Source organism: Kitasatospora sp. NPDC047058 (assembly GCF_040643935.1).
Taxonomy (GTDB): domain Bacteria; phylum Actinomycetota; class Actinomycetes; order Streptomycetales; family Streptomycetaceae; genus Kitasatospora.
Map to the genome: position 1 here is coordinate 1 of NZ_JBEYVJ010000049.1, position 23,344 is coordinate 23,344.

The 23,344-nt window shown below is 71.7% G+C and carries 20 protein-coding genes, 1 tRNA gene and 2 pseudogenes; 9 read left to right on the forward strand and 14 right to left on the reverse strand.

Features of this window, described 5'->3' with window-relative positions; translation table 11 throughout:
- Positions 1-96 precede the first annotated feature (96 nt).
- Positions 97-1,593 (forward strand): annotated as a pseudogene (locus tag ABZ885_RS10550) (aminotransferase class I/II-fold pyridoxal phosphate-dependent enzyme); the annotation flags it as partial.
- An 11-nt stretch (positions 1,594-1,604) separates the two neighbouring features.
- Here the strand turns inward: ABZ885_RS10550 and ABZ885_RS10555 are convergent.
- From ABZ885_RS10555 to ABZ885_RS10580, 6 genes are all read right to left on the reverse strand, one after another.
- Entirely contained in the window at positions 1,605-2,165 is a 561-nt protein-coding gene (locus ABZ885_RS10555) for a toxin (RefSeq protein WP_360186084.1), read from the reverse strand.
- On the reverse strand, positions 2,162-2,602 hold the full coding sequence (locus tag ABZ885_RS10560) for a helix-turn-helix domain-containing protein (protein WP_360186086.1): 441 nt from the start codon (positions 2,600-2,602) through the stop codon (positions 2,162-2,164). The genes ABZ885_RS10555 and ABZ885_RS10560 overlap by 4 nt, the downstream gene beginning before the upstream one ends.
- Before the next feature lie 403 nt (positions 2,603-3,005).
- On the reverse strand, positions 3,006-4,160 hold the full coding sequence (locus ABZ885_RS10565; RefSeq protein WP_360186089.1) for an MAB_1171c family putative transporter: 1,155 nt from the start codon (positions 4,158-4,160) through the stop codon (positions 3,006-3,008).
- Positions 4,161-4,202: 42 nt separating this feature from the next.
- On the reverse strand, positions 4,203-4,928 hold the full coding sequence (locus ABZ885_RS10570) for a TetR-like C-terminal domain-containing protein (protein WP_360186092.1): 726 nt from the start codon (positions 4,926-4,928) through the stop codon (positions 4,203-4,205).
- 105 nt (positions 4,929-5,033) lie between these two features.
- Positions 5,034-5,960 (reverse strand): hypothetical protein, encoded by a 927-nt coding sequence (locus ABZ885_RS10575; RefSeq protein WP_360186095.1) that lies wholly within the window; start codon positions 5,958-5,960, stop codon positions 5,034-5,036.
- Positions 5,961-6,215: 255 nt separating this feature from the next.
- Positions 6,216-6,289 (reverse strand) — tRNA-Gly (locus tag ABZ885_RS10580).
- Between the two features lie 262 nt (positions 6,290-6,551).
- Between ABZ885_RS10580 and ABZ885_RS10585 the strand changes: the two genes are divergently transcribed.
- Both ABZ885_RS10585 and dcd read left to right on the forward strand, forming a co-directional pair.
- A complete protein-coding gene (locus ABZ885_RS10585) occupies positions 6,552-6,788 on the forward strand; it encodes a hypothetical protein (RefSeq protein WP_360186098.1) in 237 nt (78 codons plus the stop codon).
- A gap of 71 nt (positions 6,789-6,859) precedes the next feature.
- On the forward strand, positions 6,860-7,435 hold the full coding sequence (dcd, locus tag ABZ885_RS10590; RefSeq protein WP_360186101.1) for a dCTP deaminase: 576 nt from the start codon (positions 6,860-6,862) through the stop codon (positions 7,433-7,435).
- 114 nt (positions 7,436-7,549) lie between these two features.
- Here the strand turns inward: dcd and ABZ885_RS10595 are convergent, their stop codons facing one another.
- From ABZ885_RS10595 to ABZ885_RS10610, 4 genes and pseudogenes are all read right to left on the reverse strand, one after another.
- Positions 7,550-8,440 (reverse strand): metal-dependent hydrolase, encoded by an 891-nt coding sequence (locus ABZ885_RS10595; RefSeq protein WP_360186103.1) that lies wholly within the window; start codon positions 8,438-8,440, stop codon positions 7,550-7,552.
- Between the two features lie 128 nt (positions 8,441-8,568).
- Entirely contained in the window at positions 8,569-9,552 is a 984-nt protein-coding gene (locus tag ABZ885_RS10600) for a Yip1 family protein (RefSeq protein WP_360186106.1), read from the reverse strand.
- A 177-nt stretch (positions 9,553-9,729) separates the two neighbouring features.
- Positions 9,730-10,803, reverse strand: a pseudogene (locus ABZ885_RS10605) (NDP-sugar synthase); the annotation flags it as partial.
- A gap of 309 nt (positions 10,804-11,112) precedes the next feature.
- Entirely contained in the window at positions 11,113-13,332 is a 2,220-nt protein-coding gene (locus tag ABZ885_RS10610; protein ID WP_360186109.1) for a (Fe-S)-binding protein, read from the reverse strand.
- A 327-nt stretch (positions 13,333-13,659) separates the two neighbouring features.
- Between ABZ885_RS10610 and dnaK the strand changes: the two genes are divergently transcribed.
- From dnaK to ABZ885_RS10635, 5 genes are all read left to right on the forward strand, one after another.
- Entirely contained in the window at positions 13,660-15,498 is a 1,839-nt protein-coding gene (gene dnaK, locus ABZ885_RS10615; protein ID WP_360186111.1) for a molecular chaperone DnaK, read from the forward strand.
- Positions 15,495-16,112 (forward strand): nucleotide exchange factor GrpE, encoded by a 618-nt coding sequence (grpE, locus tag ABZ885_RS10620; protein ID WP_360186113.1) that lies wholly within the window; start codon positions 15,495-15,497, stop codon positions 16,110-16,112. The genes dnaK and grpE overlap by 4 nt, the downstream gene beginning before the upstream one ends.
- Before the next feature lie 201 nt (positions 16,113-16,313).
- Positions 16,314-17,471, forward strand: a complete 1,158-nt coding sequence (gene dnaJ, locus ABZ885_RS10625; protein ID WP_360186116.1) for a molecular chaperone DnaJ — start codon at positions 16,314-16,316, stop codon at positions 17,469-17,471.
- A 7-nt stretch (positions 17,472-17,478) separates the two neighbouring features.
- Positions 17,479-17,982: a helix-turn-helix domain-containing protein gene (locus ABZ885_RS10630; protein ID WP_360186119.1), complete on the forward strand. Its 504-nt coding sequence runs from the start codon at positions 17,479-17,481 to the stop codon at positions 17,980-17,982.
- A 191-nt stretch (positions 17,983-18,173) separates the two neighbouring features.
- Complete coding sequence (locus tag ABZ885_RS10635) at positions 18,174-19,181, forward strand: helix-turn-helix domain-containing protein (protein WP_360186122.1); 1,008 nt, start codon at positions 18,174-18,176, stop codon at positions 19,179-19,181.
- Between the two features lie 18 nt (positions 19,182-19,199).
- Here the strand turns inward: ABZ885_RS10635 and ABZ885_RS10640 are convergent, their stop codons facing one another.
- On the reverse strand, positions 19,200-19,352 hold the full coding sequence (locus ABZ885_RS10640) for a hypothetical protein (RefSeq protein ID WP_360186124.1): 153 nt from the start codon (positions 19,350-19,352) through the stop codon (positions 19,200-19,202).
- Between the two features lie 370 nt (positions 19,353-19,722).
- Here ABZ885_RS10640 and ABZ885_RS10645 point away from each other — a divergent pair, with 370 nt between their 5' ends.
- Positions 19,723-20,349 carry a hypothetical protein gene (locus tag ABZ885_RS10645; protein ID WP_360186127.1) on the forward strand — a complete coding sequence of 209 codons (627 nt, stop codon included), beginning with the start codon at positions 19,723-19,725 and terminating at the stop codon, positions 20,347-20,349.
- 70 nt (positions 20,350-20,419) lie between these two features.
- Here the strand turns inward: ABZ885_RS10645 and ABZ885_RS10650 are convergent, their stop codons facing one another.
- From ABZ885_RS10650 to ABZ885_RS10660, 3 genes are read right to left on the reverse strand one after another with little or no spacing between them, the layout of a single operon-like run.
- Positions 20,420-21,418, reverse strand: coding sequence for a LuxR family transcriptional regulator (locus tag ABZ885_RS10650; protein ID WP_360186130.1), 999 nt, complete (start codon positions 21,416-21,418; stop codon positions 20,420-20,422).
- Entirely contained in the window at positions 21,411-22,346 is a 936-nt protein-coding gene (locus tag ABZ885_RS10655) for a LuxR family transcriptional regulator (RefSeq protein ID WP_360186132.1), read from the reverse strand. The genes ABZ885_RS10650 and ABZ885_RS10655 overlap by 8 nt, the downstream gene beginning before the upstream one ends.
- Positions 22,336-23,328 (reverse strand): LuxR C-terminal-related transcriptional regulator, encoded by a 993-nt coding sequence (locus ABZ885_RS10660; RefSeq protein WP_360186135.1) that lies wholly within the window; start codon positions 23,326-23,328, stop codon positions 22,336-22,338. The genes ABZ885_RS10655 and ABZ885_RS10660 overlap by 11 nt, the downstream gene beginning before the upstream one ends.
- Positions 23,329-23,344 lie beyond the last annotated feature (16 nt).

Sequence of the window (23,344 nt, forward strand, 5' to 3'; positions counted from 1 at the left end):
CCGGGGTGGCGCTGCTGGGCGCGCTGGTGTCCGGCCGGGTGCGGAAGGGCTGACGGTCACTTGCCCCCGGCGGGGACACCGGGGTCGGCCGGGCCCCTCGTGCTCGAAGAGGTCTCGCGCACCGGCGTCTTCCCCCTCGCCGAGCTGGACGAGCGGATGGTGTTGGTGGCCGACCTCGGCTTCGACTCCCTGATGCTGCAGGAGTTGGAGGTGAACATCGGCAAGCGGGTCCCGGGCTTCCGCAGCGAGGAGCTGTACGCGCCCGGCCTCACCGTCGGCGGGCTGGCCGCCCTGGTCGGTCCGCAGCCCGCCGGGCCGCCGCCCCGGGAGACCACGGCGGCATGGGAGACCACGGCGGCCCGGGAGGCCTCGGCGGCCTGGGCCGCGGAGACCGCCCGCGTGGACGACTTCCCCGAGGTCCGGCAGTTCGAGGAGCGGCTGGACTCGATCACCGCCGCCGGCCCGGGCTCCCCGTACTTCCGGGTGCACCAGGGCACCATCCGCGACACCACGCTGATCGGCGGCCGGCCGTACCTGTCCTTCGGCAGCTACAACTACCTGGGGCTCTCCGGCCATCCGGCGGTCAACCGGGCCGTGCACGAGGCGGTGGACCGGTACGGGACGTCCGTCTCGGCCAGCCGGGTGCTCTCCGGCGAACGGGACCTGACCGTCCGGCTGGAGCGGGCGCTCGCCGGTTTCCTCGGTGTCCAGGACTGCCTGACCCTGGTGAGCGGCCACGCCACCAACGTCACGGCGATCGGCCACCTGGTCGGCCCGGGCGACCTCGTGGTGCACGACGCGCTCGCCCACGACAGCATCCTCCAGGGCTGCGCGCTGTCCGGCGCGGCGCGGCGCCCGTTCGCCCACAACGACGTGGGGCAGCTGGAGCACCTGCTCCGGCTCAACCGGTCCCGGTTCCGCCGGGTGCTGATCGCCGTCGAGGGCGCCTACAGCATGGACGGCGACCTGGCGGACCTGCCCGCCGTGATCGAGGTGAAGAAACGGTACGGCGCCCTGCTGCTGGTCGACGAGGCGCACAGCATCGGCACCGTGGGCGAACGCGGCCGTGGCGTCGGCGAGTTCTTCGGCGTCGACCGGTCCGACGTGGACGTCTGGATGGGCACGCTCTCCAAGGCCTTCGCCGGCTGCGGCGGCTACCTGGGCGGCTCGGACCGGATGGTCCGCTGGCTGCGGCACACCCTGCCGGGCTTCGTCTACAGCGTGGGCCTCACCCCGGCCAACGCGGCCGCGGCGCTGGCCGCCACCGAGCTGATCGTCGCGGAGCCCGGGCGGGTGGAGCGGCTGCGGCGCAACGCCCGGCTCTTCCTCGGCCTGGCCGCCGAGGCCGGGCTGGCGACCGGCACCAGTGCGGGCACCCCGATCGTGCCGTGCCTCCTGGGCGACTCGGCGAAGACCCTGCGCGTCGCGGAGCGGCTCTTCGGGCGCGGGATCACCGCCGACCCGATCTTCCACCCCGCGGTGGAGGAGGGGCTCTCCCGGCTCCGGTTCTTCGTCACCAGCGAGCACCGCGAGGAGGACATCCGGCACGCCGTGTCCGTCCTGGCCGAGGAGGTGGCCGCCGTCCGGCGCTGAGCGGCCCCGGTTCAGATCAGGGTGCGCTCGATCCGGCTGAGCACGGCGTCGCGCCCGGACGCCCCGGCCGGGGAGGCGTCGTGGCGTCCACCGGGGCCGCCCACCCGCTGGGAGAGCAGATAGGCGATGATCTCCGCCTCCTGCTCCTGGACGTCGTCGTAGGTCGCGCGCAGGAGCATGTCCCGCACGAGGTCGGGGTCCAGGTTGGGGAAGAGGAGCCGGGCGGTCTCCTCGTCCAGCCAACCCGCCCCGCGGTGGCAGCAGATGATGTGACCCAGCTCGTGCAAGATGATGTGCTCCTGATGCGTGCTGGTCGTGTTGGCGTCGTAGAAGATGAGGTCTTCGTCGCGTGCGGCGACCCACATGCCGCACGGGTGCGACGCGGGCATCTGCATCGGGATCAGCGTGATCGGGCGTTCCCTGATCTCGCCGAGGTAGCGGCAGAGTTCGGCCACGTCGCCGACCTCCGGCAGCCCGAGCTCGGCGATCCTCTGCGCGCCGGCCTTCCGGAGCCGCTTCAGCTGACTGCGCCGGTCCTGGTCCGCCGCCGACGCCTTCCGGCCCGGCCTCATTCCTGGTCCGAGGGATCCGTGACGGGTGGGAGGCCCTGCAACTGCCGGTACTGGTCCATGATGGCCGTGATGGCCTGGAGGTTCTCCTTCTTCATCCCGGCCGCCCGCATCGCGACCGCGCGGACCCCGGCCTGCCGCAGCGCCTCGATGGCGGCGACCTGGCTGAGCACCGACTCGGCGACCTGGTCGTCGAAGAAGTAGGCGACGGACACCCCGAAGAAGCGCGCCAGCGCGGCCAGGAGGTCCGGTGAGGGGTTGGAGCGCTTGCCCGTCCGGAGCTGCGACAGGTACACACCCCCGACCTTGAGTTCGGGGTTGGCCCGCTTGAGCTCCTCCGCGACCTCGGCGTTGGTCCAGTGCTTCCCCTTGGGACGCACCGTTCTGAAGAGGTCGTCCAGACGCACCGCCAGCATCGGCCGGTCGTCAGTCTCGGACATTGCGATTCTCCCCCCCGTCCACCTCCCCGGCATTGCCCTCAGCTATCCGTCAGTTTCGCACGATTAGCTGCCAGTTGACAATTGACGGAGGTTCCGCCAACGTGGACCCCGCAGATAGCTGCCAGTTAACTTCGCTTACGGGGGTAGCCGAGTTGCTGCAGCATGCCGCCCTGGTCCGACCCTCGGGGGACGGGCCGGACCGGGGTCGGCGGCACACGGCCGCGAGCGCGGACGGAACGGGCCGACCCACGGGGGAACGCGGGGAGGCCGGGGGGAACCGGGGGAACGGCGGACCCGCAGGGGAGCGGGGAAGCCGCCGGGGGGACCACGGGGGGCGCAGGAAAAAGCGGGGGGAAGAGTGAACCCGCCCGGTCCGACGGGGGTTCGGACCGGGCGGGAGCTCTCAATTCGCGGTGCGTATCCGGCTGTAGGCCGATGCGACCCTGGTGAGCCACGCCACTTCCGCGGTGAAACTGACGGTGTCGCGGTCGTCGAAGTCGCCGGCGTCCTTGTTGTCGTCCGGGATGGTACCGGTGCTCTTCGCCCGCAACGCCTGCCGGATCTGGGCCGCCTCGGCGAACGCCTGCCGGGACTCCTCGTTCGTCCCGCGGTACCCCGCGTCCGCGCCGCCGGTGCGGTCGATGTAGGGCCGCAGGTCCCGCCACCCGTCGCGGATCTCCACCACCCGCCGGTGCAGGCGGTAGTCGAGGTCCGAGACCGACGCCCCCGGCGGCTCCAGCGCGATGTCCGGGGAGGACTCGTAGAGGTCCCGCCAGAGCGGGTAGAGCGCCCGGTAGGACCGGTAACTGCGCGCCCAGTCCAGCAGCCTGGTGGCCGACGCGCCCCAGGACGAGATGGTCAGGCCCAGCGAGAGGGTGACGATGCCCAGCGCACTGAAGACGTTGGACGCGAGCTGCCAGACCCCGATGTCCACCCCCGCCGCCGCGGTGAGGATGTTCACCGTGCGGCCCGTGCAGTAGAGGAAGAGGATCACCGCGGCGACCGAGAGCGTCTGCAGCGCCTGCCGCACCGAGACGTTGTCGGTCATCCGGGCGTAGGGCCCGCACTGGCGGAAGATGGTGACGCACGGCACCGCCTGGGAGACAATGAACGCCAGCAGGTAGGTGAGCACCAGCGGTTGGCCGCTGCCCGTGTTGAAGTCCGTGGCCGGCCGGCCGGTGCCGTCGGCGACCAGGAAGAGCACCACCAGCAGCGCGTCCAGCGCGATCCCGGTGATCACCCAGTACCGGGTCTTCCGGGCCGCCTCCTCCGCGACCGTCGCCGCCCAGCCCAGCAGGATGATCTGCGCGCAGACGCAGAAGGCCACCGCCGACAGGTGCATCAGCAGGATCGCGAGGTTGCCGACGCCGAGGAACCTGTCGGATCCCATGGCGACGGCACCCATGGTGAAGGTGAGGCACTGGAACAGCAGGGTGACGACCAGCATGCGGTAGGCGCTGTCCCGCCGGCTGCGCCGGACCTGGCTCAGCCGGTAGACGAGGGCGGCGTACGACGAGAGCGCCGCGATGACGAAGCAGAGGGTTCTGGTGGTGTTCACGGCCTGGATTCCCCCGCCGGCGCCGCACCCGCGGCGGACGGTCTAGTCGTTGTCGGTGCTCAGCGGGACGTCGAGGCCGATGCTCTCGGCCGCGACCGCGATGGCGTAGTCGAAGAACGCGGACTCGTCCCGGACGCTGTCGTGGGTGCGGCTGAAGACCTGGAACACCAGGAGCCCGATCAGGTTGCTCCACAGCACGATGCCGCGCTCGATGACGTCCGCGAACGGGGCCTCGGGCACTCCGCCGAAGACCTGGACGGCCTCCGGCAGCAGGAGCGACGTCCCGGCCACCACCCGCCGCGGCGGGGTGAGTTCGCCGGCCTCCAGCGCCGACCGCACGATGCCCGCCATCACCCCGGGGGTGCGCGAGGCGGCCGGCACGGTGTCCTGCGGGGCGTGGTAGCCGGGCACGGGCGAACCGTAGATCAGCGTGAACTCACCGGGGTTGGCGAAGGACCACGCCCGCAGCGCCCGGGTGACCGCGAGCAGCCGGGCCCCCGCCGTGGCGCCGGCCTCCCGGGCGGCCTGGTCGGCCTGCTCCATCGCGGCGCCGGACTCGTTGTAGGCGTCGATCACCAGCGCGGTCAGCAGGTCGTCCCGGTCCGGGAAGGCGGCCGCGACCTCGGCGACGGGCAGCCCGGCCTCCCCGGCCACGGCATCGAGGGACAGTCCTCCGGCCCCCAGTTTCACGAGCAGTTGGCGCGCGGTGGCCTTCACGACCACCGCCGGCGTGTCCTGGTCGGCGGCGCTTGCTCCGGAAACATCCATGGGCCAAACCGTACCGGTCGGTTGCTACGACGATAAGACCCGTCACCCACAGTGTTCCGCCCGGCCCCTGTGATCCCGGCCACCCGCCCCTCGGGGCCTCCTCCGTCAGGCGCTGCCGGGCGCGCAGGCGGCTTCGAGGGCGATGAGCCGGTTGGCGAGGGCGCGGGCCGGACCGGTGAGGCCCTTGAGGATCTCCCGGGTGTACGGGCTCCGGGGGTGGTGGGCGAGCTCCTGGACGGCGCTCCAGGCTTCGGCGATGCCGGCCAGGCCGTGCTGGATCTGGCGGATGGCGTCGTGGCGCTGGGCCAGGTACTCCTCGGCGCGCTGGTGGGCGTGGCGCCAGTCGGTGTCGCCGCGTTCGGCGGCCCCGGCGAAGGAGGGCTCGGTGTCGCCGTCGGCGAGGCGGATGGCGTCGATCTCCTCGACCCGCCTGCGGAGGTGTTCCTCCTCCTGCCGGGCGTTGAGGGCCGCCGTGGCGTCGGCGAGGACGAGGTCGCCGGCGATGACCTGCTCGGCGAGGTCGGGGGCCTGCCGGCGCAGCCGGGCGTGCTGGGCGAGGAGGGCCTTGGCGTCGGCCTTGCGTCTGCGGGCGGCGGTGTAGGCGGCGTTCAGCGGGAGGGTGCCGGCGCGGACCTGTTCGGCGAGGTCGGGGGCGTGCTCGAGCACGGTGGTGGCGATCGACAGGCGGGTGAGGTTGATGCCGTGGCGGGCGACGGAGGAGGCGAAGGAGTGCCGTGAGAGCGAGCGCGCCATCGCGGTGATCATGGCGCGCTGGCCCGGGTTGATGTTCCGGCGCTGGCGGTTGGCCGACACGATCAGGCACACCGGGTCGGTTCCCTGATAGGTGGTGAAGCGCGGTTCGACGTCGGCCAGTTCACAGGCGGCGAGGCGGTTGCGGCCGTCCAGGACGACGCCGTCCACGTCGAGGACGACCGGCTGGCTCAGGCCGTTGGACTCGATGTCCTCGGCGAGGTCGAGGAGTTCGTCGGGGCTGAGCATCGGGAACAGGGCGGTGACGGGGTGGACGTCCACGGCGGGGAGCTCCTTGATCGGGAGGGGCGTTGGGGCAGAAGACGCCACAAGGGTGCAAATGGTTCACCGCCCGTTCCCGCACGGATCCGGGACTCCGGCCGATCGGTGGTCCGAGGCACTCCAGCGCGTGGCGACCCCGGCCGCCCGCCCGGCCCCGTCCGGCACGGCGGGCCCCGGCCCCGCCCGGCCCCGCCCGGCCTCGAACCGGTCCAGACAACGCGAAAGCCGCAGGTCGCTGACCTGCGGCTTTACTGCTGGAGCGGGCGACGAGAATCGAACTCGCGCTCTAAGCTTGGGAAGCTCATGTTCTACCATTAAACTACGCCCGCCTGACGAGCCGTCAGAGACCGCTCATCCGCCTTCACTGTACCCCATCCGTGACGTCGGTTGCACAGGTGGCGGGAGCCCGTGGCGGAGCCGGGTGGGACGGGGTCGGGGGGCGTACTCTTTGGGCCGCGTGAGAGTGCTCCGGCGGCGGGGGCCGGGGCGGCGAGCCATGGTGTGGAATGTCCGGAACATCCCCTAATGTGACGCTGTCCCGGGGCTCGGTCCGCCGGGACGCGATGAGTACGGGTGAGTACTGGGTTTGGGATGGGAAGGGGATCGATGGAGCAGCGCGCCGTCGTTCGTTGTGCCGAGGGGCACCTGTTCAGCACCACCACGTTCCCGATGCAGAACCTCGGACCCGGCCGGCTGGGGCCCGGTCGGCTGATCCGCTGTCCGCAGTGCGGACGGCTGCGGAGCTCGGTGCTGGCCGACGTGCAGAAGCTGTCCGCGCCGCAACTGGCCCGGGCGATGCGGCTGGAGGCCGCGGAGTTCCTGGCCTGACCGGGACAGGAGTGACGGATGCGGCCCCGGGCGATTCGTCCGGGGCCGCGTCGTGCACGTAACCTCGAAGCGTGCTGCTCTCTGACAAGGACATCCGGACCGAAATCGACCTGGGCCGGGTCGTGATCGACCCGTTCGACCCGGCGATGATCCAGCCGTCGAGTATCGACGTGCGCCTCGACCGCTTCTTCCGCGTGTTCGAGAACCACCGCTACCCGCACATCGACCCCTCCGAGGAACAGCCGGACCTCACCCGGCTGGTCGAGCCGGAGGGCGACGACGCCTTCATCCTGCACCCGGGCGAGTTCGTGCTCGCCTCGACCTACGAGGTCATCACGCTGCCCGAGGACGTCGCCTCCCGGCTGGAGGGCAAGTCCAGCCTGGGCCGGCTCGGCCTGCTGACGCACTCCACGGCCGGCTTCATCGACCCCGGCTTCAGCGGCCACGTCACGCTGGAGCTGTCGAACGTCGCGACGCTGCCGATCAAGCTCTACCCGGGCATGAAGATCGGGCAGCTCTGCATGTTCCGGCTCTCCTCGCCGTCCGAGCACCCGTACGGCTCGGCGCGCTACGGCTCGCGCTACCAGGGCCAGCGCGGCCCGACGCCGTCCCGCTCGTACCTGAACTTCCACCGCACCGAGGTCTGAGCGCCGTCCCAGGCCCGCACCACGGCCCCGGCGCACACCACAGCAGAGCGCACGCACGACGGGCGGCCGCCCCTCACCACGAGGGACGGCCGCCCGCAGCGTTCCCCGGGGCCGTCAGGCCCGCTTGGGGCGGGTGACGGCGACCAGCTCGCTGCCGTCCTCGGAGAGGCGCAGCTCGGTGCGGAGCTCGGCCAGCTCGCCGAGGTGGTGCAGGTGGGTGCCGCCGCAGAAGATCTGCGCCGCGCCCTCGGGCAGCTCGCAGTGCCACTGGCGGCGGGCGGTCAGCTCGGGACCGGGCACGTCGATCCGGACCGGGGCGTCCGCGGCCACCCAGGCGGCGAGCCGCTGGTTGACCGCCTCGGTGAGGGCCGGGAGGGCGTCGGCGAGGGCCGGGAACTCCTCGGTGGCGTCCGCCGTGAAGCCCTTCTTCTTGAGCGACTTGCCGAGCCGGTAGGTGTCGGTGCTGGCCTCGGTGTCCATCACCGAGCTCGCCATGGCCAGGCTGTCGAAGTCCGGGTGGCCGAAGGCGTCGGCGCGGCCCGGGTCCTTGCGCCAGCGCGGGGCGAGCGCCTCGTTCAGGGCGAGGGCGAGCAGGTGGCAGCCGCTGTGCGAGGCCGACAGGGCGGCCCGGCGGCCGGCGTCGACGGTGAGGGTGGCGGTCCGGCCGACGATGTCGCCCGGGTCGGTGTCGAGGACGTGCAGGACCAGCCAGGACCACTCCTCGTCACCGCGCCGGACCGGGATGTCGGCGCCCACCAGCAGGTCGCCGCCGTCCGGGCCGACGGCGCCGGTGAGGCAGTCGACGACGGCCAGCTCGCGGCCGTCCACGGTGAGGACGCCGAGGTCGGCCGGCTGGTCGGGCCAGGTGTGGTCGAGCGGGTGGAACGGGGTCGCCCCGGTGACGACCGCGACCCGGCCGCCGTCCAGCCGCTGCACCGCGATCACGGTCGACTCGCCGGTCACCGCCCCGGCCGGGAAGCTGACGTGGGTGGTAGGGAGGGTCATGCCTGGCTCCGTGCGGGTGAGGTGCGGGTGAGGGTGGTGGAAGCGGAACGGGCCCCGCAGGCGGGGCCCGTCGTCGTCCATTCTCCCCCGCGGCCGCGCGGCCCGGGCCGGGGGTTTCGGCGCCCGGCTCAGCCCAGCGTCGGCAGCTTGATCAGGACCAGCAGCGCCAGCAGCTGCAGCGCGGCCGCGCCGGCCGCCTTGCCCCACGGCAGGTCGTGCAGCCGGCGGACCATCGTGGTCAGCAGCACGGCGCAGAGCACCCAGGTGGCCCAGCCGACGGCCTGGACCACGACGTTGCCGGAGGGCAGCACCAGGGCCAGCAGCAGCCGGGGCGCGTCGGTGGTCCAGCCGATCAGCACGGCCAGGCCGACCGTCGACCGCCACGGGCCGTCCCCGCCGAACTGGCGGGCCAGCGCGTACGTGACGGCGCCGAGCGTGGCACCGGCCAGGGTGAAGCAGAGCGCCGCGGCGAGGATGGCCGTGAGGGCGACGCCGAAGGTCGACTTGAAGACGTCGTCCCGGGTCAGGCCGATGCCGAGCACGGCCAGCGCGCCGTACAGCAGGGACACGGTGAGCGCGGGCAGCCAGACCTGGTGGTCCCGGGTGCGGTCGAAGGTCGCGGCCGGGCTGCGGAACAGGCCGGTCAGCAGCTCGCGCCAGCCCGGGCGCGGGCCGGAGACGTGCGGGGCGGACTGGCCGCCGGCCCGGTACACGGCGACGTTGTCCTGCGCGTAGCCCTGGTCCGGGCCGTGGCCCTGCTCCTGGCCGTAGCCCCCGTACGCCGGTCCGTCGCCGTACCCGGCCCCCTGGCCGTGGGCCCCGTCCGGGTACGGCTGCCCGTACTCCCCCGGGCGGCCCTGGCCCTGGTACGGGTACGGCTCGCCCGCGTACGGGTCCGCGCCGGTCGGGAAGGCCCGGGTGTGACCGGGCTGGTCGGCGGCGTACGGGTCGGAACCGCCGGCACCCCCGGGCGCCCCCTGGTGAGGGGCGGTGAAGTACTCCGGCCCGTCCGTCTGCCCGTATCCCCCGGGCGCCCCCGGCGAGGGCGGCGGAGCCGACCACCCGCCACGGGGGTCGGCTCCCTGCCCGCTGTCGTATCGATTACCAGCCACGTTCCGAAGGTACCCGTCCGGCTGACTCCGCGTCGGCCGCTCACCGGGCCGGGGCCGGTTTGCAGCGAGCCTGTGACGGCCCGGGTCCGTGGCTGCGGCCGCCTACCGCTGCGCGGAGACCTTGGGCCCGTGCACGGCGGCGGCCGCCGTGGCACCGGCCGGGCAGCCGCCCGGGCCGGCCGAGGTGCGGACGGCGCCGACCGGCAGCAGCGTGCCGCAGGCGATCCGGACGCCGCTGGGCAGCTCGTTGTCCGCCTCGACGATCGCGCCGTCGCCGATCACCGCGCCGTCGAGCGAGGTCCGGTCGCCGATGGTGGCGTAGGCGCCCACGATCGAGTCCTTGACCAGGGTGTCCGCGCCGATCACCGCGCCGGGCAGGATCACGCTGCCCTCGACGATCGCGCCGGGCTCGACGACCGCGCCCTCGGAGACGACGCTGCCGCAGCTCAGCACCGCGCCCGGCTGGACGGTCGCGCCGGGCAGCAGCAGGGCCTCGCCGGTCGGGCCGGGGACGGCCGGGGAGTCGACCTTGCCGAGCACCAGGTCGGCCGAGCCGCGGACGAAGGCCGCCGGGGTGCCGAGGTCCAGCCAGTACGAGGTGTCCACGACGCCGCGCAGCAGCGCGCCGGTGGCCAGCAGCTCCGGGAAGGTCTCGCGCTCGACGGAGACCTCGCGGCCGGCCGGGATGCGGTCGATCACCGACCGGGTGAAGACGTAGCAGCCGGCGTTGATCTGGTCGGTGACGATCTGCTCGGGCGTCTCCGGCTTCTCCAGGAACTCCAGCACCCGCCCCTGCTCGTCGGTCGGGACGAGGCCGAAGGCACGCGGGTCCTCGACCCGGGTGAGGTGCAGGGTGACGTCGGCCCCGGCGGCCACGTGGCCGTCGCGCAGGGCGGCGATGTCGACGCCGGAGAGGATGTCGCCGTTGAAGACCAGGACCGGCTCGTCCGGGCCGCAGGTGAGCCCGGAGGCGGCGTTGCGGATGGCGCCGCCGGTGCCGAGCGGCTCGCGCTCGGTCAGGTAGACCAGCTCGATGCCGTACGGGGTCCCGTCCTGGAAGTGGTCCTCGAAGACCTCGGCCAGGTAGGAGGTGGCGAGCACCACGCGGGTGACCCCGGCGGCGGCCGCGCGGGCCAGCTGGTGCGCGATGAACGGGACGCCTGCCACGGGCAGCATGGGCTTGGGGGTGTGGGTGGTCAGCGGACGCAGTCGCGTGCCCTTACCACCGACCAGCATGATCGCCTCGGTCATGGTCTGCGCTGTTCCCCTTGTGGTCTCTGCGGCCCGGCCCGGCGGGCCGATACCTCCGTCGGTGGTCTGACACCCGTCCGGTGGGGCGGAACGGGTCGGCCGGCACGCGGCCGGTCAGGCGCCTACTGTATTTCCTTCCAACGCGGCCGTTGCCAGGCGGCCGCGCTATCGGCACCACTCCCCCACGACTCCGGTGCCGCCTTTCCCCCTGCCGCGGCACCCCCGTCGCCCCAAAAGCCCGGCCCGGCGGGCGCTTTCGCGTCGCCCACCGGGCCGGGCAGTTGTAGCAGAACTGTCGAACAGCGGATGCTACGCGTCCACCGTCTCCGGCTGGTCCGCCCCGGCGGGGGTCGCCTTGACGGAGTCGAGCAGGAGCTGGGCGACGTCGACGACCTTCAGGTGTTCCTTGGCCGCGCCCTCGTTCTTCTTGCCGTTGACCGAGTCGGAGAGCATGACGAGGCAGAACGGGCAGGCGGTGGAGACGATGTCCGGGTTGAGGGACAGTGCCTCGTCGACGCGCTCGGTGTTGATCCGCTTGCCGATGCGCTCCTCCATCCACATCCGGGCGCCGCCGGCGCCGCAGCAGAAGCCGCGTTCCTTGTGGCGGTGCATCTCCTGCTGGCGCAGGCCGGGGACCTTGTCCATGATCTCGCGCGGCGGGCTGTAGACCTTGTTGTGGCGGCCCAGGTAGCACGGGTCGTGGTAGGTGATCAGGCCCTCGACGGGGTTGACCGGGACGAGCTTGCCCTCGTCGATCAGGTGCTGCAGCAGCTGGGTGTGGTGGATGACCTCGAAGTGGCCGCCGAGCTGCGGGTACTCGTTGGCGATGGTGTTGAAGCAGTGCGGGCAGGTGGCCACGATCCGCTTCTTCGGGGCGTCCTCCAGGGCCGCGTTCAGCGTCTCGACGTTCTGCGCGCCGAGCATCTGGAAGAGGAACTCGTTGCCCAGGCGGCGGGCGGAGTCACCGGTGCAGGATTCCTCCTTGCCGAGGATCGCGAACTTGACGCCGGCGGTGTGCAGGAGCTCCGCGAAGGCCTTGGTGGTCTTCTTGGCGCGGTCCTCCAGGGCGCCGGCGCAGCCGACCCAGTAGAGGTACTCGACCTCGGCGGGGTCGATGTCCTCGCCGATCACCGGCACCTCGATGCCGGTCTCCTTCTTGAGCTCCTTGACCCAGTCGAGGCGGGCCTTGGTGGCCATGCCCCACGGGTTGCCCTTGTTCTCCAGGTTCTTGAGCATCGTCCCGGCCTCGGTCGGGAACGATGACTCGATCATGACCTGGTAGCGGCGCATGTCGACGATGTGGTCGATGTGCTCGATGTCCACCGGGCACTGCTCGACGCAGGCGCCGCAGGTGGTGCAGGACCACAGGACGTCCGGGTCGATGACCCCGTTCTCCTCGGCGGTGCCGATCAGCGGGCGCTCGGCCTCGGCCAGCGCCGCCGCGGGGACGTCCTTGAGCTGCTCGGAGGTGGCCTGCTCGGTGCCCTCCATGTCCTTGCCGCCGCCGGCCAGCAGGTACGGCGCCTTGCCGAAGGCGTGCTCGCGCAGGCTCATGATCAGCAGCTTGGGCGAGAGCGGCTTGCCGGTGTTCCAGGCCGGGCACTGCGACTGGCAGCGGCCGCACTCGGTGCAGGTGGAGAAGTCGAGGATGCCCTTCCAGGAGAAGTGCTCGACCTGGGAGACGCCGAACACGGCGTCGTCGGCCGGGTCCTCGAAGTCGATCGGCTGACCACCGCTGGTCATCGGGCGCAGGGCGCCGAGCGCGGTGCCGCCGTCCTCCTCGCGCTTGAAGTAGATGTTGAAGAAGCCGAGGAAGCGGTGCCAGGCCACACCCATCGAGGGGTTGAGGCCGATGGTGGTCGCCCACGCGAAGGAGATGCAGATCTTCAGCATCGCGAAGAGGTAGACCAGGTTCTCCAGCGTCCCGTGCGACAGCCCGCTCAGCGCGGAGACGATCGGGTACGAGACCAGGTGCTCCGGCCCATAGGAGTCGACGCCGGCGAGGGCACCCTCCAGGGCCCGCAGCATGGTGATGCAGAGGCCGATGCCGAGGATCGTGTACTCGACGTAGAAGGCCTGCCAGGCGATCGAGCCGGCGAAGCGCGACTTGCGGCCCGACTTCGACGGCAGGCTGAGCAGCCGGATCACGATCAGGGTCAGGATGCCCAGGGTGGTCAGGGTGCCGAGCAGCTCGACGAAGAGCTGCCAGAGCATCCAGTGACCGATGATCGGCAGCGCGAACTCGGGGTCGAACAGCTGCCCGAAGGCGTTGACGATGGTCAGCACCAGGCTGAAGAAGCCGACCGCGACGAACCAGTGGGCGATGCCCACGATCCCCCAGCGGTTCATCCGGGTGTGGCCGACGAACTCGACCGCCACGGTCTTCACCCGCTGGGCGGGCCGACCGAAGCGGGTGGGGTCGGACTGGCCGGTCCGCACCACCTTGAAGATGTACAGCGCCGCACGGGCGGCGAGCGCGGTGCCGATCACGAACGTGACCAGCGAGATGACGATCGCTGCTAGTTGCATCGGCTCTCCGTCTCCTGCGGCTTTCTGGGTTGGCGGTCTCTCCGAAGTGAGTGTACTCGTCGGTAACTTCCTGGGCCGACGGGCCGGACATTACCGTTTGTCAACTCTTCTCCTGAAGATGTCCAAGGTATGGCGGCAGTCACGTAAGTCCACCCTCGGCACTCGGAGCGACCCCCGCCACCCGTTCCACGCCCGCGTACCGGGCCGGCCGCTCCCGCACCGCGCTCAGCAAAGTTGAGCGACGCAGACTCATAGCTGTTGACGCTCCCCGGGGAGTCGTGCATCCTTGAGCCCGTAAAGCTCAACTCTTCCGTGGAGGTATCTACGATGGCACGCGCGGTCGGCATCGACCTCGGTACGACGAACTCGGTCGTCAGCGTCCTTGAGGGTGGCGAGCCCACCGTCATCACGAACGCCGAGGGTGCGCGGACCACGCCGTCCGTCGTCGCCTTCGCCAAGAACGGCGAGGTCCTCGTCGGTGAGGTGGCCAAGCGCCAGGCCGTCACCAACGTCGACCGGACCATCCGCTCGGTCAAGCGCCACATGGGCACCGGGTGGAAGATCAACCTGGACGGCAAGGACTTCAACCCGCAGCAGATCAGCGCCTTCATCCTGCAGAAGCTGAAGCGCGACGCGGAGTCCTACCTGGGCGAGACCGTCACCGACGCCGTCATCACCGTCCCGGCGTACTTCTCCGACTCGGAGCGCCAGGCCACCAAGGAGGCCGGTGAGATCGCGGGCCTCAACGTCCTGCGCATCGTCAACGAGCCGACCGCGGCCGCCCTGGCCTACGGCCTGGACAAGGACGACCAGACCATCCTGGTCTTCGACCTCGGCGGCGGCACCTTCGACGTCTCCCTGCTGGAGATCGGCGACGGGGTCGTCGAGGTGAAGGCCACCAACGGTGACAACCACCTCGGTGGTGACGACTGGGACCAGAAGGTCGTCGACCACCTGGTGAAGGTCTTCCAGGCCGGCCACGGCGTCGACCTGTCGAAGGACAAGATGGCCCTCCAGCGCCTCCGCGAGGCGGCCGAGAAGGCCAAGATCGAGCTGTCCTCGTCCTCCGAGACCTCGATCAACCTGCCCTACATCACGGCCTCCGCCGAGGGCCCGCTGCACCTGGACGAGAAGCTCACCCGCGCCCAGTTCCAGCAGCTCACCTCCGACCTGCTGGAGCGCTGCAAGGTCCCGTTCCACAACGTGATCAAGGACGCCGGCATCTCGCTCTCCGAGATCGACCACGTCGTCCTGGTCGGCGGCTCGACCCGCATGCCGGCCGTCGCCGAGCTCGTCCGCGAGCTGACCGGCGGCAAGGAGGCCAACAAGGGCGTCAACCCGGACGAGGTCGTCGCCATCGGCGCCTCGCTCCAGGCCGGTGTCCTCAAGGGCGAGGTCAAGGACGTCCTGCTGCTCGACGTCACCCCGCTGTCCCTCGGCATCGAGACCAAGGGCGGCATCATGACCAAGCTGATCGAGCGCAACACGACCATCCCGACCAAGCGCTCGGAGATCTTCACCACGGCCGAGGACAACCAGCCGTCGGTGCAGATCCAGGTCTACCAGGGCGAGCGCGAGATCGCCGCGTACAACAAGAAGCTCGGCATGTTCGAGCTGACCGGCCTGCCGCCGGCCCCCCGCGGCCTGCCCCAGATCGAGGTCACCTTCGACATCGACGCCAACGGCATCATGCACGTCGGCGCGAAGGACCTCGGCACCGGCAAGGAGCAGAAGATGACCGTCACCGGCGGCTCCGCGCTGCCGAAGGACGACATCGAGCGCATGATGCGCGAGGCCGAGCAGTACGCGGAGGAGGACCACAAGCGCCGCGAGTCGGTCGAGACCCGCAACCAGGCCGAGCAGCTCGTCTACTCGACCGAGAAGTTCATCGCCGACAACACCGACAAGCTGCCGGCCGACGTCAAGACCGAGGTCGAGACCGCCATCGGCGAGCTCAAGGACGCCCTGAAGGGCGAGGACATCGCGGCCATCCGCGAGGCCTCGGAGAAGGTCTCCACCACCGCCCAGAAGCTCGGCCAGGCCCTGTACGCCAACGCCGACGCCGCGGGTGCCGCCCCGGCCGGTGACGCCGCCGGCGCCAAGGACGACGACGTCGTCGACGCCGAGATCGTGGACGACGAGAAGCCCAAGGGCGGTGCCGCATGACGGAGAAGCCGCAGGGTGCTGAGCCCGGCGACGACTCCGCCGCCGAGGAGGCCGTGATCAAGGCTGCCGAGGAGGCCGCCGCGGCCGGTTCCGGCGGGGACGAGCTCGCCACGGCCAAGCGCGAGCTGGCCGAGCGGACGGCCGACCTCCAGCGCCTCCAGGCCGAGTACCAGAACTACCGCAAGCGGGTCGAGCGCGACCGGCTCACGGTCCGCGAGATCGCCGTCTCCAACATCCTGGAGTCGCTGATCCCGGTGCTGGACGACATCGGCCGGGCCCGCGACCACGGCGAGGTGACGGGCGGCTTCAAGTCCGTCGCCGAGTCGCTGGAGACGGTCGTGGCCAAGCTGGGCCTGCAGCAGTTCGGCAAGGAGGGCGAGCCCTTCGACCCGACCATGCACGAGGCGCTGATGCACAGCTACTCCTCGGACGTCACCGAGGACACCTGCGTCCAGATCCTCCAGCCCGGCTACCGGATCGGCGAGCGGATCATCCGCCCGGCGATGGTGGCGGTCGCGGAGCCCCAGCCGGGCACCCAGACCACCGCCGGGCCCGACGCCGCCGAGAAGGCGGACGGCGGCTCCGACAAGGCCGACGGTGGCGCGGACAGCTGACAACCCGTGCGCTGCGGAGTCGTACGTCGTCCAGTACGACGGCCGGCTCCGCAGCGCCGTATCCGTTGACTCCACCTCGGGTGGACCCGTATCTGTTGACTCCGGGAGGTGGCGGCAGCGCATGAGCGAGCGAAGCGAGCGGATCGTCGACGGGTGCGTTTCCCGTGAAGCGGCTGCCGAGCGCAGCATGGTGGGTGGAGCATGAGCGGCAAGGACTACGTGGAGAAGGACTACTACAAGGTCCTCGGCGTGCCCAAGGACGCCTCCGCCACCGAGATCAAGAAGACCTACCGCAAGCTGGCGCGCGAGTTCCACCCGGACGCCAACAAGGGTGACGCCAAGGCCGAGGACCGCTTCAAGGACATCTCCGAGGCCTACGACGTCCTCTCGGACGAGAAGCGCCGCAAGGAGTACGACGAGGCGCGCACCCTCTTCGCCAACGGCGGCTTCCGCTCCGGCGGCCCCGGCGGCGGCAGCTACAGCTTCGACTTCGGCGACCTCTTCAGCGGCAGCCAGGGCGGCGGCGCCGGCAGCGGCGGCGGGATCGGCGACGTCTTCGGCGGGCTGTTCAACCGCGGCGGCCGGCAGGCCCAGCCGCGCCGCGGCGCCGACGTCGAGACCGAGGTGACGCTCTCCTTCGAGGAGGCCGTCGACGGCGCGACCGTCCCGCTCCGGATGACCAGCCAGGCCCCCTGCCGCACCTGCAGCGGCACCGGCGCCAAGGCCGGCACCACCCCCCGGGTCTGTCCCACCTGCGTCGGCGCCGGCACCGTCAGCCGCGGCCAGGGCGCCTTCGCGCTCTCCGAGCCCTGCCGGGACTGCCGCGGCCGGGGCATGATCGTCGACGACCCGTGCGCCGACTGCCACGGCAGCGGCCGGGCCAGCTCCGCCCGCACCATGCAGGTCCGGATCCCGGCCGGCGTCCAGGACGCCCAGCGCATCAGACTCAAGGGCAAGGGCGCCCAGGGCGAGCGCGGCGGCCAGGCCGGCGACCTCTACGTCACCGTGCACGTCGACCCGCACCCCGTCTTCGGGCGCAAGGCCGACAACCTCACGGTGACCGTCCCGGTCAGCTTCCCCGAGGCCGCGCTCGGCGGCACCATCGAGGTGCCGACCCTCAACGGCCCCTCGGTGAAGCTCAAGCTGCCCCCCGGCAGCGCCAACGGCCTCACCCTGCGGGCCCGCGGCAAGGGCGCGACCCGCAAGGACGGCACCCGCGGCGACCTCCTGGTCACCGTGGAGGTCGTGGTGCCCCAGCACGTCACCGGCGACGCGCTGACGGCCCTTGAGCAGTACCGCGAGGCCACCGCCTCCGACGACCCGCGAGCCGCCCTCTTCAAGGCGGCGGAGGGAGCGTGACGACCAGATGACCCCCGACAGCCCCATCGGTCCCGGGATCGGCGAGGGCCTCCCCGGCGGTGCCCCGCGCACCCGCCGCACCGCCCCGCCCCCGCACTACGTCCTCACCGAGGACACCCCGGTCTACGTGATCTCGGTCGCCGCCGAGCTCTCCGGCCTGCACCCGCAGACGCTCCGCCAGTACGACCGGCTCGGGCTGGTCTGCCCGGACCGCACCGCGGGCCGCGGCCGGCGCTACTCGGCCCGGGACATCCAGCAGCTGCGCGAGGTCCAGCGCCTCTCCCAGGACGAGGGCATCAACCTGGCCGGCATCAAGCGGATCATCGAACTGGAGAACCAGGTCACCGCCCTCCAGTCCCGCATCGCCGAACTGGCCGACTCCCTGGAGGGAGCCGCCACCGCGCTCCAGCAGCGCGAGGCCACCATCCACGCCTCCTACCGCCGCGACCTGGTCCCCTACCAGCCGCCCACCCGGTCCAGCGCCCTGGTCGTCTGGCGTCCGAAGCGCTGACCAGGCCTCTCCGCCCACAGCCGCCGGTTTGCCCCTGCTCGGGGGGTGCCGGCGGCTCGGTGTTGGTGAGAGGGTGCTGGGCAACGGACCGGGCCGTCCCACCGCCGTCGTCCGATCTGGCATGCTGCATGGCGTTTCCCACGTGAATACCCGGCAGTATTGGTACACATGGCCACGGCAAGGAGCCTCAGATGAGTGGACGAGAGCAGCTCGGTGCCACCACGATCGGGACGGGCATCCTTTCCAAAGAGGCGCGCGCGTTGTATCTGGCCATCATCGGGGAGAACGGACGGCTCGCGAAGGACTCGGAGCTCGGCCGTGACACCGCGGCCAGGGACGAGCTGGTGGGCATAGGGCTCCTCGTCCCCGATACCGACGAGCCCGGCGTCCTCGTCGCGGTCGACCCCCAGCAGTTGTCCGAAAGCCTCAGCGCGACCTGGCAGCGCCAGGCCCTGGACCTGCTCACCCGTGCCTCGGCGCTCAGTACGGACCTCCACGATCTGACGGCCGCATATCACTCGCCGGAACAGGCCGGCGGCACCATCGAATACGTCCGCGGCAAGGTGCTGATCAATCAGCGGGTCCAGCAGATTGTCGCCAGCGCGTCAGAAGAGATTCTCGCGGCCCAACCCGGCGGCCCGCGGCCGTCCGAAGCACTCGCCGGCATTCTCGCGCGGGACCTCGAAGCCCTGCGGCAGGGCATCGTGCTCAGAACCATCTACCACCCGAGCACCCGCTACCACGCCGCCACCCGGGAGTACGTGGCCGCGATCACGCAGGCGGGCGGCAGAGTCCGCACGCTGGACGAGCCGTACACGCGCCTGATCGTGATCGACCGCCGGATCGCGGTGCTCCCGGTCGCGGACGACCTCAACCTCGCCGCATTCATTCACGACCAAGCCGTCATCAGTTACCTGATCAGCGAGGTCTTCGAGCGGAACTGGAGCCACGCGCTGGACTTCGACGGTGCTCGCGCCGTCCCGCAACAGGTCGTCTCGGGGATGCGGCAGACGATCATCGATCTGATGCTGGAGGGCGTGAACCACCGGGTGATCGCCCGCCGGCTGGGCATCAGCGAACGCACGCTCGCACGCCACCTTGCCGAGATGCGAGACGAGCACAACGTCGAATCGCTGTTCCAGCTCGGCTATGCACTGGCCCGGAACAGCATCAACGGCCACTCCGAGGCGTACGGCTGACCGTTCGCCACGGGGTCCTCAGTTCCAGATCGTGTCCGTGGCCAGGGCGACGGTCTTCTCCGAAGCTCCGTTGCCGCCCCGGATGTTCCAGATCGTGTCGTCGGCCGAGCCCGCGCCGCAGATGAGAAGCGCCGCGCCAACAACGAGTGGAACCAGGACAAATCGGGCCACTCGACGTATCCGAGACATTGTGTCCCCTCTCCTTACAGGGCCTTATTGCGGATACCCAGCCCATTGTTTCGAACAACCTGGCACATAATGCCGCACGGCCGCATCAAGAAGCCAGAGGGGCGGACCTCCCGGTGCGTCATCTCCCTGCCAGTCATCGAGATGACACCACGGTTCTGTGGACGGTGGCCGCGGTCGAAAGAGACGATCAGTGCACTCCCTAGGAGAGTCGGCCATGAAGTCCACGGGGGCGACAAAGCTATACATGAGCACGACAAGTTAGTTTCGACCGCAACGAATGCGCAGCAGCATTCCGATAGGCACCACCCAACGGGGCGAATCAGCCCGGTTGGCATCTATCCCCGGAGTCGACATGAGTGAGCCCTACCTGCGTCACCACGACGGCCAGGCCCACGAGGGCCGGCGCGCACGAGTCTTCCTGGCCGCACCGCTGATGCGGCTGACCGGCCCGGCGGACAGTGTGGTGACGCTCGCCAGCCGGACGCGGCTGACGACGCTTCGCACGACCCTCCTGCGCAGCGGCGCCGCGGTCTACAGCGCCCACCACAGTGACGCCTGGACCGTCGCCGGGCGCGCCCCCGAGCCGCGCGTGCCGTCGGACTTCCGGGCCCTGCAGTCCGCCGACCTGGTCTTCGCGTACGTCGGCGCGCCGCTCTCGGCCGGGGTGAGCCTGGAGCTCGGCTGGGCGTCGGCGCTGCGGAAGCCGATCGTCCTGCTGGTCGACGAGGCCATCACCCACAACCCGCTGATCGCCACCATCGAGCAGGTCGCCCCCGTCCTGCCGCTGGTCTTCGACGACACCTGGTCGCAGGAGGCCCTCCACCACACCGTGGAGACCGCCCTCGACTGGGCCGGCATGGCGCTCTCCCTGCGCCAGGGCTTCTGGACCGCCCCCGGCGAGCAGTTCACCGTCCCCCGGCAGCAGCCCCCGGCCGTCGGCCCGGCCGGCTACTGGCCGAGCAACGCCGCCACCGGCTGACCCGTCCCCCGCCCCGCGCACCGGCAGACCCGTCCCCCGTCCGCTCACCGGCGGCCCGCCGCCCGGCAGGTCACGCATCGGACTCCCCCGTCCGGGCACCGCGCATCTGCCAGCCGAGCTGGAACAGCGTCTCCGCGTCGTACAGCTCCCGCAGCCGCGCGATGTGACCCGCCACGGTGCGCTCGCTCAGCCCGAGCCGGCTCCCGATCGCCCGCTGGGTGAGCCCCTGGGCCAGCAGCCGGCCGACCTGCTCGTGGACGGCCGGCTCGGCCGAACCCGCCGCGAGCGCCGACCAGTTCACGCCCTCGGCCTGCTGCCACTGCTGCTCGAAGACGTCGACCAGGAAGGCCACCGTCGCGGGGTCCTCCACGATGGCGGCGCTGCTGTTGTCCGGGGCGGCCGGGATGACGGCGACGGTCCGGTCGAAGATCAGCATCCGTTTGAACGGCGCCGCCAGCACCCGGGTCACGCCGCCGAGCCGGGTGAGCTCGACCGCGAACTCCACGGTCAACCGGTCCAGCCGGGCGGCCGGCTCGTAGAGCGTCCGCATGGTGCCGCCCCGTTCGAGGTAGCGGCGGGACCGGTCGAGCGAGTCGGGCAGCAGCTCGGCGGGCCGGGCGCCACCGGGCTGTGCGGTCAGGCCCTCCGTCCGGCAGGTCTGCGACAGCAGCTCGATCTCGTGCCGGATCTGCGCCATGTCCGTCAGGTACCGCACCCCGGACGGCGCGTCCGTCCGCCGAGCCGTGGCGTCGTAGGCCTGCGTGAGGTCGTCCATCAGCCCGGGCAGCTGCTCCGCCTCGACCAGCAGCCGCGCACTCGCCAGCCGGATGCCCGCACCGATCCGCTCGGTCACCGAGCGGGGATCGACCGCGCTGTACGAGGCGTCCATCAACTGGTGGACCAGCAGACCGACTTCGACGAGCCGCCGGAGGGCCGCCGTGTCCCCCGGAGCCACCTCCGCGGCCCGGATCCGGCCGCCCTCCCGCAGGATCGCGCAGTACAGCTCGCGCGCGGCCGCGTCCGGCAGCGCGGCGGCCAGCAGCTCCGACGGTGAACGGGGGTCAGCCATCGTGTTCCCCCCGCATCTGCCAGCCGAGTTGGAAGAGGGTCTGGGCGCCGTGGCGGGTGCGCAGGCGGGAGATGTGCGCGGCGACGCTGCGTTCGCTGAGGTGGAGGCGGGTGGCGATGGCGCGCTGGGTGAGGCCCTGGCGGAGGAGGTGGCCGACCCGGCCGGTGGTGGGGTGCGGGGTGGTGACGGCCCGGGTGGTGCCGGCGGCCCGTGCCCAGTCGCGTTCGAAGACGGCCACGAGGTGGGAGACCACGGCGGGGTTGCGCACGAAGGCGGCCCTGGACTCGTCGTCGGCGGCCGGGATGACGGCCACCGAGCGGTCGAAGACCAGCATGCGCAGGTAGGGCTCGTTCAGCACCCGCACCTGGGTGCCGTGCCCGGCCATCATCGACACGTGGTCCGCCACCCTGCGGTCGGCGAAGGCGACGGGCTGGTAGAGGGTCCGGATGGCACCGCCGCGCCGGAGCAGCGCGAGGTCCTGGTTCCGCGCCATCTGCAGGCCCTCCAGCGAACGGGCCCCGGGTTGGGCGGCGAGCAGCTCGACCGTGCAGTCGGAGAGCAGTTGGGCGATGTGCTGCCGGATTCCGGCGGTGCCCTCGATGCGCGTGTCCCCGCCGACGGCGGCGGCGGGCGGGCGCTGGACCGCGTCGTAGGCGTGGGCGAGGCCGGCCAGGGCGGCGGGGAGGCGTTCGGCCCGGAGCAGCAGGCGGGTGGCCTCGGTGCGCAGTTCGGCGCCGAGCCGGTCGCCGACGGCGCGCGGGTCGACGGCCGTGTAGCCGGTGCCGGTGCGGGCGAGCAGCCCCTGGTCGAGCAGGGTGGCGAGGGCCGGGGCGTCGGCCGGGGAGAGCGCAGCGGCGGGCAGGTCGCCGCCGCGCGCGAGGGCGTCCCGGTAGAGGGCGTACGCGGCGGTGCCGGGCTCACCGGTCATCCCGGCCGCCCCTCATCAGCCAGCCGAGCTGGAACAGGGTCTGCGCGCCGTAGCGTTCGCGCAGGCGGGAGATGTGGGCGGCGACGGTGCGTTCGCTCAGGCCCAGCCGGCTGGCGACGGCGCGCTGGGTGAGACCGCGGGCGAGCAGCCGGCCGACCCGCTCGGGGGCGTCGCGGGCGGGGCCGTTGCTGTGCGCGGCGGCCCAGTCGGTGGCTTCGGCGCGGGCCCAGTCGCGTTCGAAGGCGTTGACGAGGAAGGCGATCGCGGCCGGGTCGGAGATGAACGCGGCGGTGCTGTGGTCCTCGTTGGCGGAGAGCACGGCGACCGAGCGGTCGAAGACGAACAGGCGCTGGAACGGCTCGTCCAGGGTCCGGATCAGCGATCCGCGCCGGGTGACCTCGTCGGCGTAGGCGAGGGCGGCCGGCTCGGAGACGGCCACCGGCTGGTAGATGGTGCGCAGCGAGCAGCCCCGCTGGAGCAGTTGGACGTCCTGGAGCAGCGCGATCTTCAGGGCCTCGGGCGGGCGGTGGCCGGGCTGGGCGGTGAGGACCTCGGTGCGGCAGTCGGCGACCAGTTGCGAGATGCGGTGGCGGATGTGGACGTGGCCCTCGAGGTAGACGGCGCCGCCGGAGCGTTCGGGCGGGCGGGGCATCGCGTCGTAGGCGCGGGTGAGGGAGTCCAGGGCGCCGGGGAGGTTCTCGGCGCAGACCAGCAGCCGGGTGGCCTCGCTGCGCAGTTCGGCGCCGAGCCGGTCGCTGACCGAGCGTGGGCTGACGGCGGTGTAGCAGGCGTCCATGGGGTTGGGCATCAGCAGGCCGACGTCGACCAGCCGCCGCAGCGCGGGCCGGTCGGCCTCGGGGACGTCCGCCGCGGGGATACGGCCGCCGCCGGCGAGGATGGCCAGGTAGAGCCGGCGGGCCTCCTCGTCGGGCTCGCCGGACGGTCCGGTGATGCCCGGAACGGCCGTCGGGTCCGCCGTCACCTCGAACACTCCCTGC

What these genes read in the sequence shown, in the direction of transcription:
- ABZ885_RS10555 (WP_360186084.1), bottom strand. Translation starts at nt 2,165, where the DNA reads ATGAGGCCGGGCCGGAAGGCGTCGGCGGCGGACCAGGACCGGCGCAGT.
- ABZ885_RS10560 (WP_360186086.1), bottom strand. Translation starts at nt 2,602, where the DNA reads ATGTCCGAGACTGACGACCGGCCGATGCTGGCGGTGCGTCTGGACGAC.
- ABZ885_RS10570 (WP_360186092.1), bottom strand. Translation starts at nt 4,928, where the DNA reads ATGGATGTTTCCGGAGCAAGCGCCGCCGACCAGGACACGCCGGCGGTG.
- ABZ885_RS10585 (WP_360186098.1), top strand. Translation starts at nt 6,552, where the DNA reads ATGGGAAGGGGATCGATGGAGCAGCGCGCCGTCGTTCGTTGTGCCGAG.
- ABZ885_RS10595 (WP_360186103.1), bottom strand. Translation starts at nt 8,440, where the DNA reads ATGACCCTCCCTACCACCCACGTCAGCTTCCCGGCCGGGGCGGTGACC.
- ABZ885_RS10610 (WP_360186109.1), bottom strand. Translation starts at nt 13,332, where the DNA reads ATGCAACTAGCAGCGATCGTCATCTCGCTGGTCACGTTCGTGATCGGC.
- dnaK (WP_360186111.1), top strand. Translation starts at nt 13,660, where the DNA reads ATGGCACGCGCGGTCGGCATCGACCTCGGTACGACGAACTCGGTCGTC.
- grpE (WP_360186113.1), top strand. Translation starts at nt 15,495, where the DNA reads ATGACGGAGAAGCCGCAGGGTGCTGAGCCCGGCGACGACTCCGCCGCC.
- dnaJ (WP_360186116.1), top strand. Translation starts at nt 16,314, where the DNA reads ATGAGCGGCAAGGACTACGTGGAGAAGGACTACTACAAGGTCCTCGGC.
- ABZ885_RS10630 (WP_360186119.1), top strand. Translation starts at nt 17,479, where the DNA reads ATGACCCCCGACAGCCCCATCGGTCCCGGGATCGGCGAGGGCCTCCCC.
- ABZ885_RS10635 (WP_360186122.1), top strand. Translation starts at nt 18,174, where the DNA reads ATGAGTGGACGAGAGCAGCTCGGTGCCACCACGATCGGGACGGGCATC.
- ABZ885_RS10645 (WP_360186127.1), top strand. Translation starts at nt 19,723, where the DNA reads ATGAGTGAGCCCTACCTGCGTCACCACGACGGCCAGGCCCACGAGGGC.
- ABZ885_RS10650 (WP_360186130.1), bottom strand. Translation starts at nt 21,418, where the DNA reads ATGGCTGACCCCCGTTCACCGTCGGAGCTGCTGGCCGCCGCGCTGCCG.
- ABZ885_RS10655 (WP_360186132.1), bottom strand. Translation starts at nt 22,346, where the DNA reads ATGACCGGTGAGCCCGGCACCGCCGCGTACGCCCTCTACCGGGACGCC.